This is a genomic window from Methylobacterium sp. WL18 (genome assembly GCF_008040015.1).
GTDB lineage: Bacteria > Pseudomonadota > Alphaproteobacteria > Rhizobiales > Beijerinckiaceae > Methylobacterium > Methylobacterium mesophilicum.
Map to the genome: position 1 here is coordinate 1 of NZ_VRVD01000546.1, position 3,193 is coordinate 3,193.

2 protein-coding genes are annotated in these 3,193 nt (G+C 67.5%); both read right to left on the reverse strand.

What is annotated here, in order from left to right:
* Positions 1–309: 309 nt before the first annotated feature.
* Positions 310–1,959 (reverse strand): porin, encoded by a 1,650-nt coding sequence (locus FV228_RS24705; RefSeq protein WP_147856972.1) that lies wholly within the window; start codon positions 1,957–1,959, stop codon positions 310–312.
* Positions 1,960–2,370: 411 nt separating this feature from the next.
* A complete protein-coding gene (locus tag FV228_RS24710; protein ID WP_147856973.1) occupies positions 2,371–3,057 on the reverse strand; it encodes a metal ABC transporter permease in 687 nt (228 codons plus the stop codon).
* Positions 3,058–3,193: the final 136 nt, after the last annotated feature.

The window sequence follows — 3,193 nt, forward strand, 5'->3', positions numbered from 1 at the left end:
GAGCGGCGCGCCCCGGGAACCGGGGCCCGAGGCCGGTCAGCGGCGCGGTGCGGAAACGCGGTCTGGCCGTGATCCGTGCCGGATGCGGGCTTCGCGGGTTCGGTCCGGAGTTCGTGTGTGGCGGCGGCGCCGCCGGGAACCGTTCGGCCGCGGCCCTGAAGCGGCGACGTCCGGAAGCGAGGCAGGCGCGGCGTCCGGCGTCATCGAGCCCGCCGACAACGAAAAAGGCCCAGCCGGAGGGCTGGGCCTTGAGATCCGTGGAACCGGGGAACCGGCGCGGGGGGTGTATCCCCGCGCCGACGATGCGGCTTAGAAGTCGCGCTGGACGCGGAAGCGGAACGAGGACACCGAGTCTGCCGTGGTGGTAGCAACTGCGCCACCGGCATTGATAGCACCGACGCGGGAGTAAGCGGTCGGATCCTTGTCCTTGTCGATCACGCGACCGTTCTTGACGCCGATCTGGGTGTAATAGCCTTCGACACCGATATCGAGGTCCTTCACCGGCGACCAGATCAAGCTCGCACCGGCGACGAACTGATAGGTATCGCGCAGGGCTTCGCTGAGCTGATAGAATCGCGTTCCGGGCACACCAACGGCGTTCGCGGCGAAGCTGTTCGTTCCGTTCGGATTGATCACCCCGAATGCTGCACCCTGAGCAGAGCGAGCACGCTGGGTGAAGTCCATCTCACCGTACGACCCGAAGACGGCCGAGCGCCACTCCGGCGACCAGTAGTGAAGGTACGAAGCGACAACCGTGAAGCTCGTGGACTGCTCCAGCTGGCCCGTGAACGGGTTGACGCTCGCGTCGTTGAAGAACTGGTTGAACTTCTGGCCCTGGATGGTCGCGGCGTTCTGCGAGTAGGAGCCGCTGAACGAGGAGTAACCGGTGTAGAGCTGGGAGCCACTGCCGTAGGCACCCTGCAGGTAGAGCGCATCACCCGGAGCGATGAACGGGGTGTTGATCTTCAGACCGCCCTGCACCGCGTAACCATACGAGTTGTTGGCGTGCGGGATGCTGACGTTCGTGCCGGTGCCGGTACCGGCGCCGTTCTGAACGTTGCCGACGTTCAACTCGTGAACCGCCGCGGAGACCTGCGCAGAACCCCAGGCTTGGTCGAGGCGCAGGGCGCCGACGACGTCCGGCATCCGCGAACGCTGGATCACATCGACCTGGCTGAAGCGGGTGGGGGTGGCACCGGTGTAACCAATGAACACCGGAGCCGGCGAGTTGTTCTGCGCGAAGTTCGCAATCGACGCGTTGACGGTGGCGCCCGTTGGGTTGTTGGACGGCGAGTAGATCGGGCTGCGGCGGAAGACCGGGTCTTCGGCCGAGATCGTGGCTGACAGGCCGTTGCCGAGGGTGGCGGTGTAGGCGAGCAGGTTGGTGGACGCGATGTCCGAACCGGCGGTAGCGCCGGCGAGCTCGAAGTCGTGAGCGTAGAAGTCGAAGAACGAGGACGCACGACCGGCGGTCAGGCCGGCGAACTGGATGAACGCCTTGTCGACGTTCGAGAACTGCTGGTCACGGCCGAAGCTGTCGATGCCGAGGCCCGGATAGGCCTGGCCGATACGCTGCTGGGTGCCGGAGGTGCCGACGCCGGAGTAGCCGGTGCGGGCGCCGGCATCGAGGCGCACGAAGGCGCGCAGGGTGCCGTAGGCGGTCTGGGTGCGGGCATCGAGGTTGATGCGCAGGCGGCCCTGGTAGCCCGACGTGTCGCCGCCGTTACCGAACTGGCGCGAATAGCTGGTCATGTAGCCGCCCTCGAACCGGGCACGGCCGGAGAGGCGCAGGCAGGTGTCGGTGCCGGGAATGTAGAAGAAGCCGGCGCCGTAGGCCGAGCACACGCGGACGTACTCGATCGGGACCGCCTTCTTGACCGGAAGGTCGGCGGCGTGGGCGGCTCCGATCGCCGCGAAGGCGGCTGCGGAACCGAGCAGTGAGCTCTTCAAGAGCTTCATAGACATCTCCAAAGCTTCGAGACCCGATGATGCGGACATGCCCGGTTTTCCGGATCTTGCCGCACGTCTTGTAGGTTTGGCCTGCGTCTTGGGTGGCAGGCTCCTGCGGGCTCTCGCTTGGCGATGCCCCCGTGCACGATCACCATGTGCGAACGGGTTTCGGCGAGCAATCAGAATTCGGCTCGGATAAATTGGTTCCTGTGCGATGTTGCCGCCCGGCAACAATATCAGAACGCGTTAGCCGGCAACAGCTTGCCGGATGTACCGATATGCTTTCCGCAGTGGCAGGAGTGCTGTCGAACCGGGCATGGACGGGGCCGCCCCGGCCGGCGGGAAGGGCCGGGGCGGTCCGAACGTGTGGGCTACGCCGACGTCCTGTCCTGAGACGGCGGAGGCGTGCCCGGCCTCACCTCACATCGGCGGCGTCAGGCCGTTCTTGCCGACGGCGACGCGGCGCGCCGTGACCTTGCCGTCCTCGCCGCGCGCGGCGACCACGAACGCCTTCGCGCCGGCAGCGATCGCACCGGAATCCGCGGACTCGAAGGTGACCACCGGGGCCTGCGGCGGGACCAGGATCTGGATCGACTGGCCCTTGCCGTAATCGACCGTGAGGGTACGCTCCACGCCGCCCCCGCTCGCCTTCACGGTGCCGTTCGTCATCGCGCTCTTGACCCGGGGGGCGTCCGGCGCGGTCGCGGGTCCGGCGGCCTTCACGGTGCCGTTGGTCATGGTGCTCTTCACGGCAGCGCTGCCGGTGTGATCGGGAAGCATGTCCCAGTCGTAATGGCCCTCACCGGTGCCGCGCATCGATTCCGGGAACAGCACGACCTCCAGGGCGACCGGCGGCTCACCCTTGGTGGCGGTGCCGATGAACACGCCGTCCTTGATCTGATCGAGCTGGGCCGGGACGACCCAGGAGACCTTGGCGTCCGGCGCCAGGGTCACCTGCTGGCTCTTGCCGTCCAGGGTCTTGAGGGTGAAGCCGCCGCCCTCCACGGACTCGATCGTGCCGCGCAGGCGCTCGGGCGGCGCGGCGGCCTGTGCGGAGGTGGCGAGCGCCAGAAGGCTCGCGAGGGCGAGGGTCGGGAGTTTTGACATGGTGGCGGGGGTCCTATCGCCGCCGGAACGGGGGCGGCGGGCATGACCTGGGACTCGCCGCAACCGTGTCAGCCCCTCGCGCCCGTGACATCAAGCCCCTGCGGACGGGTGTAACCGGGACGGTACCGCTCAGGCC

What these genes read in the sequence shown, in the direction of transcription:
- FV228_RS24705 (WP_147856972.1), bottom strand. Translation starts at nt 1,959, where the DNA reads ATGAAGCTCTTGAAGAGCTCACTGCTCGGTTCCGCAGCCGCCTTCGCG.
- FV228_RS24710 (WP_147856973.1), bottom strand. Translation starts at nt 3,057, where the DNA reads ATGTCAAAACTCCCGACCCTCGCCCTCGCGAGCCTTCTGGCGCTCGCC.